Annotated in this window: 4 protein-coding genes; 2 read left to right on the top strand and 2 right to left on the bottom strand. The window is 70.0% G+C overall.

The annotated features are described in order from the left end of the window. Positions 1–158: 158 nt before the first annotated feature. A complete protein-coding gene (locus PV363_RS15020; RefSeq protein ID WP_220344440.1) occupies positions 159–1,199 on the bottom strand; it encodes a DUF3068 domain-containing protein in 1,041 nt (346 codons plus the stop codon). Between the two features lie 160 nt (positions 1,200–1,359). Between PV363_RS15020 and PV363_RS15015 the strand changes: the two genes are divergently transcribed. Next, entirely contained in the window at positions 1,360–3,189 is a 1,830-nt protein-coding gene (locus PV363_RS15015; RefSeq protein WP_301022740.1) for a hypothetical protein, read from the top strand. Beyond that, a complete protein-coding gene (locus PV363_RS15010; RefSeq protein WP_301022739.1) occupies positions 3,186–4,394 on the top strand; it encodes an acyltransferase in 1,209 nt (402 codons plus the stop codon). The genes PV363_RS15015 and PV363_RS15010 overlap by 4 nt, the downstream gene beginning before the upstream one ends. Here the strand turns inward: PV363_RS15010 and PV363_RS15005 are convergent. Next, a partial coding sequence (locus PV363_RS15005; RefSeq protein ID WP_301022738.1) for a hypothetical protein occupies positions 4,283–5,875 on the bottom strand: 1,593 nt, incomplete at its 5' end. The genes PV363_RS15010 and PV363_RS15005 overlap by 112 nt on opposite strands.

The raw sequence follows: 5,875 nt of genomic DNA, 5'->3' as shown, positions 1-5,875 counted from the left end.
CGTGCGGGGGGGCCCCCCCCGCGCTGGGGTGCACGGCAGGCGGGTAACCGCCGCCGTCCGGGCCCGGGTCGGGGGGGCGCTCGTCTCGTGGGCTGGGGTCAGTGCTCTGCGTCGACATCGCCGTCATCGTAGCCAGCCGCTACGACAACGTCACACCGCTAGGCCTTGGCGGTCGACGGCTCGGCCGGCGAGTCCTCGTCGGACGAGGTGTGCTTGGGCGTCGAGTCGTCACCGTCGCGGCGTCCCCGGAGCAGCAGCAACGCACCGGCGATGATCAGCAGTCCGCCGAGGATGGCGCCGACCAGCGGGATGGTGGTGCGCACCATCCCGAGGAGCGAGGCCTTCGTCTTGTACTCGTCGACCGTCGCCTTGACCGTCTCGTCGTCGTAGGCCAGCTCCGCGTCGGTGATCGTCGCGCGAGTCTCGCCGTCGACGTCGAGCGTCGCGAGCTGGGCCTCCTGACCCTTGATGATCACACCGGTCTCCGGCTCGACCCACAGGGTGCGAACGTTGCCGTACATGCGGTCGGCGACCACGGTGGACGCCTCGGGCATGCCCACGAGGTTGCCCGGGACCTGCTGCTCGGCGATCTTGGTCGGCTCGATCGTCTGGACGAACTTGTAGACGGTGAGGCCCTCGAGCTCGTCGGTGCCCTCGTACTTGGCCGGCACCGCCTTCTTGAGCGAGCCGTCCCAGAAGTCGAGCGACTCCTTCTGCGTGTTGAACGGGAACTTGAAGTAGTTGCCGAAGAAGCTGAACGGCTCGATCTCGACGCCGGTGCTCTCCGTCTTGGCTCCGGCCCACCGGACCGTCTCGCCGGTGTGGCGGTCGAACGGCACCACGTCGCGCGTGCCGCTGAGCGCCTCCTCGGCCGGCGTGCCCGGAGGAGCCGTGTAGGAGAGCGTGTCCCACACCGCGACGTCCTTGTCGAGCTCGTCACTCGCATCCTTGCCGGCCTCGACCTGGCCGACGACGACGCGACGGGACTCGAGCGGACCCGACTCGATCACGGGGCCGCTCGGAGCGGCGACGTTCAGGTAGGACGCGTCCTTGCCCTCGGCAGTCTTGGAGACCGTCGTGGACTCCTGGTCGAGCGGCACTACGGCCAGCTGGTCGTACGCGTACGTCTTGGCCAGAACGGCCAAGACCAGAAGGAACGCGCCGATCACAACAGCAGCGAACCCGGTCTTCTTGCCCACGTGAACTCCCTCACAGTCGATGAGACGCGGCAGACACTACCAGCCGGTAGCGGCCCAGCGGCACGCCCGTCTACAACGATTCGGCAAACGGCGCAGGCGGCGACCCCGAAGGTGAGGGAAGGCTCCGGTCGCCGACGTGACGATGGCTACACTCCGTCCGGTGACTACTCTTGCCGCGGACACCAAGCGCGCGCTCCGGGGCTCGATCCCCGCCGGCGTGTCCCGGGCCCAGCGGGTGGCGCTGGGGGCGCTCGTGCTCATCGCGGTCTCCGTCGCCTTCCGCGCGTGGATCGTCTCCGGGGCGTGGTTCTACGCCGACGACTACCAGTGGCTGGCCGACGTGGCGCGCGGCGACGCCGGCATCGGCTGGATGTTCTCCGCGCACGACTCGCAGTTCATGCCCCTGGGCCTCGCGCTCGCCCAGCTGACGGGCTCTGCCGGCGTCTTCGTGTGGCCGGTCGCAGCGGCCGAGATGGTGATCCTGCAGGCGATGGCCGGCATCGCGTGCTGGCGCATGCTCTCGGTGCTCTTCGGGAGCCGGCCCGAGATCCTGGTGCTTCTCGCCTCCTACCTCTTCTCCGTCTTCACCCTTCCGACGGTGACGTGGTGGGCCGTCTCCCTCAACCAGCTGCCGCTCCACATCGCGCTGTTCGCGGGCGTCACGACCCACGTGCTCTACCTCCGGACCGGCAAGCGTCGATACGTGGCGTGGACCTCCCTCTGGCTCACGCTCGGCTTCCTGTCCTACGTGAAGACGCTGCTCATCATGTTCATCCTCGTGATGATCGCGCTCCTCTACTTCGCCTCGGGAGGGGTGTGGGCACGTATCGGCGGATGCCTCCGGCGGTACTGGACGGCGTGGATGGCCTATGCGGCGCTCACCGCTGCCTATCTCTACGTCTACGTGGTGTACGTCCCCAACCCGATCTCCGGGGACGGCGACGTCGACTACCTCGCCCTCACCGACACGCTCGTGCGCACGTCGCTGGGCCCTGGTCTCCTCGGTGGCCCGTGGCGCTGGAGCGACTGGAGTCCTCCCGTGCTCACCGCCGACACACCCGAGGCCCTGGTCACGGCGAGCTGGTTCGTCGTCATCGCAGCCGGCCTCTTCCTGCTCGTCACTCGTCGCCGGGCGTGGCGCGTCCTGCTCGTCTTCGTGCCGTACCTCGCGGTCACGATCTACCTCGTGGGCGAGGGTCGCGCCTGGGTCATGGGCCCGGTGGTAGGCGCCGAGTTCCGCTATCTCGCCGACGTCGCTGCACTCCTCCCGCTCGTCGTCGGCCTCGCCTGGCTGCCGCTACGGGGTGCGCGCGAGACGGTCGAGCGCCGGGCGACGGTGCCTCTTGTCCCGCGACGAGGCCTTCTCCTCACGGCAAGCGCCGTCCTCGTCGCGATCAGCGCGACCGCTTCATCGATCCCGTACGCGCTCGCGTGGCACGACAACTGGCAGACGCGCGCCTACGTCGGCAACGCCCGGCAGTCGCTCGACGACGCGCCCAGCCCTCCGCGGTTGGCCGACTACGGGGTGCCGATGGATGACCTCGGCGGCTTCCTGCTGTTCCCGTACAACCAGCCGAAGTACTTCCTCGCCCCCGTCTCCGACCAGTTCTCCACCACGGTCGCGGGCAACGACCTCTCTGCCCTCGACCCGAGCGGTCACATCACCGACGCCGGGGTCTCCGGGGGCATCCAGGTGCCGGTCGAGCCCAACTCCGGCTGCGGCCTGCTGATCAGCGAGCGGACACGGGTGCCGCTCGGTGCCTCGACGATCGACTACCAGTTCTGGGTGGAGGTCGGCTACATCACCGGGGCTGACTCCACGCTGCGCTTCGAGGCCGGTGACAACCGGGTCGACGTCGGCATCCGACGCGGGTTGCATACCCTGCTGATCAGGACCGACGGTGTCTACGACAGCGTCACCTTCGACCCGGCCCCGGGAGCCACTATCTGTGTCGACCGCATCTCGATCGGCAATCTGGAGGCACGATGAGCGACCGGCCCGACGAGCGGGAGCAGCCTCGCGTCTATCCCGTCCTGGACAGTCTTCGCGCGATCGCCGCCATCTTCGTCGTCGCCACGCACTGTGCCTTTCATGCCGGCTACTACGGGAGCGGCCAGCTCGGTGCCATGTCGGCGCGCCTCGACGCCGGTGTCGCGATCTTCTTCGTGCTGTCCGGGTTCTTGCTCGGTCGACCCTTCCTGGCCGCCATGGCCGACGGTCGGCCCCTGCCCCCCACCGGGCGCTACGTCTGGAAGCGCGCGCTGCGCATCCTCCCGACCTACTGGCTCGCGGTCGTCGCCGCGATGCTCCTGCTCGAGGAGAACGACGGCGCCTCGGTCGGCGAGTGGACGAAGGCGCTCACGATGACGACGCTGTACGGCAGGGAGGAGTTCCCGACCGGCCTCGCGCAGATGTGGAGCCTCGCCGTCGAGGTGAGCTTCTACCTGCTCCTTCCCGTGCTGGCATGGCTGGTCGTCCGGACGCTGTGCCGCAGCCCCTGGGCCGCGCGCGACCTCATCTCCTGGACGATGGTGCTGGTCTACATCAGCCTCGGCTGGCTGCTGGTGGGCTACACGGTCGTCGACCCCTCCGTGGTGCTCGCCCACCAGTGGCTGCCCGGCTACCTGAGCTGGTTCGCCGGAGGGATCATCCTGGCGATCGCGTCACTGACGACGACCGACGGCACCGTCGTCAGGGCCATCCGCCACCTCGGTCAGAGCCCCTGGACGTGCTGGGCGGTGGCGGCCGCGCTGTTCGCCATCGCCTCCACGCCGGTCGCGGGCCCGGTGACCCTCGACATCCCCACCGCGGGAGAAGGCGCAGCCCGCAACCTGCTTTACGCCGCCATCGCGACGCTCGTCATCCTCCCGGGCGTCTTCGCGCCTGAGACGTCGGCGTTCAGCAGGATCCTCTCGGTCGGCTGGCTGCGCCACCTCGGTCAGATCTCGTACGGCATCTTCTGCGTGCACATGACGGTGATCTTCCTCGTCTTCGACTGGCGCGACATGGAGCTCTTCCGCGGCCGCGGCATCGAGCTCTTCGTGCTGACGCTCCTCATCAGCGTCGTGGTGGCGGAGATCGTCTACCGCGTCGTCGAGGTCCCCGCCCTGCGCCTGCGGAACATCGGCCGTCGACCGGCCCGGCCCGAGGCCGTCGCGGCGAGCAGCCCCAGCGAGCAGACCACCAGCAGCTGAGGCCACACGAACTGCCCGGCCCACCCGGAGTCCGAGGCCCACGGCCGGACCACGTACGCGACCGCCGCGACGACGACCGGGAGCCCGGCCGCCCAGGCGAGAGCCTCCGAGGAGAACCGCCGGACGCCGAGTCCGACGAGCAGCCCGACGAGCGCGGCGACCACTCCCACCGTCCCCGCCAGCAGTCCGACGACCACCGCAGTCGCGGCGATCATGGGCAGCGCGCTGCGCACCGGCCGTTCCCGTGCGGGCGGCAGACCGCTCCGTCGCCGCCGCAGCATGGCGACGGCGACCAGGAGCCCGAGAAAGAAGACGGCACCGACGGCGAGTCCGACCCGGTAGCTCGCGGTAGGACCGAACTCGAGCGACAGCTCGTCGGAGTCCGCCGCGACGACCCACCCCTGCTGCCAGCCGTTGACCTGGATCGGTCGCCCCTCGGACGAGCGCCACCCGGCGTTGGTGTTCTCGGCGACAGTGACCAGACGGCTGCCGTCCCCCGGAGCGTCCTCCAGCGAGATCGACCGCTCGGTCGCGCGCCACGTCGGGGTGGCCGCCGGTGACGCGCCCGCGGAGTCTCCAAGATCACCGAGCACCAGCGAGACCGGCCGGAACGCTTCGTTGCCGATCACCCGGATGCGGTGCTCGCCCTCGTCGAGATCGATCGTCCTCACCCCGCAGACCGATGCCGCGAACGGACCGCCCTTCAACACCTCGGCCGGGCTCGCGCCGATGCGTGTCCGGTAAGGCTTACCGTCCACCTCGACCGTCGGACCGCTCCCGCACGCACCGGCCGGCGCGTCGTCGCGCGGCGGCTGGGGGAAGAGCTGGAACCGACCGGGCACCGACACCTCGCTGATGCCGACGGGCAGCGGCTTGGTGAAGCCGAACGCGTCGATCGTGGAGCGGATGTCGGTTTGCCGGAAGTGGATCTCGACCGAGTCCGCGACCACGGGCTCGAACCGGGCGATCCCGCCGCGGAACGTCACCTCGCGCTCACTGCCGTCGGAGAAGCGGAGGAGCGCCTCCTCCGGGAGCGAGGCCGCCATCCGCCGGCTCGTCTCGACCTTCAGCCTTCCGAGCCGGCGCTCACCCACCCACGTGAGGGTCAAGGTGGGATCGGCATCGTCGGCGGCCGCGATCCATCCCGTCGCCGGATCCCCGTCGATCGCACCCGCCGCGCTGTTGCGGGGGTCGTCGACGGCGTACGAGCTCGCACGGGCGCCGGCGAGCCGACCGTCCTGGAGCGCCGCGTCGAGTCCGGCGCCGCCCACCGCCTCGACGGTGAGTGACGGCGCGTAGGACGCCGCCTCGTTCATCGTGATCTCGCGGTCGAGCGTCCTCCCGTCCTCTCCCCACCGCTGCTGGCCCTCGACGCAGCGCGTCGCGCCCTGGATCGAGAGACAGCCGGAGCGGAACGCCTGGTCTGCGGCGATCACGATCTGCTCGGGAGCGCCCCACGCCTCCGGTAGCCGCGGCATGAC

This window comes from Mumia sp. (assembly GCF_028803055.1).
Lineage (GTDB): Bacteria > Actinomycetota > Actinomycetes > Propionibacteriales > Nocardioidaceae > Mumia.
The sequence above is the reverse complement of the archived record's forward strand: the minus strand, read 5'-3'. Positions and strand labels throughout refer to the sequence as shown.

What these genes read in the sequence shown, in the direction of transcription:
- PV363_RS15010 (WP_301022739.1), top strand. Translation starts at nt 3,186, where the DNA reads ATGAGCGACCGGCCCGACGAGCGGGAGCAGCCTCGCGTCTATCCCGTC.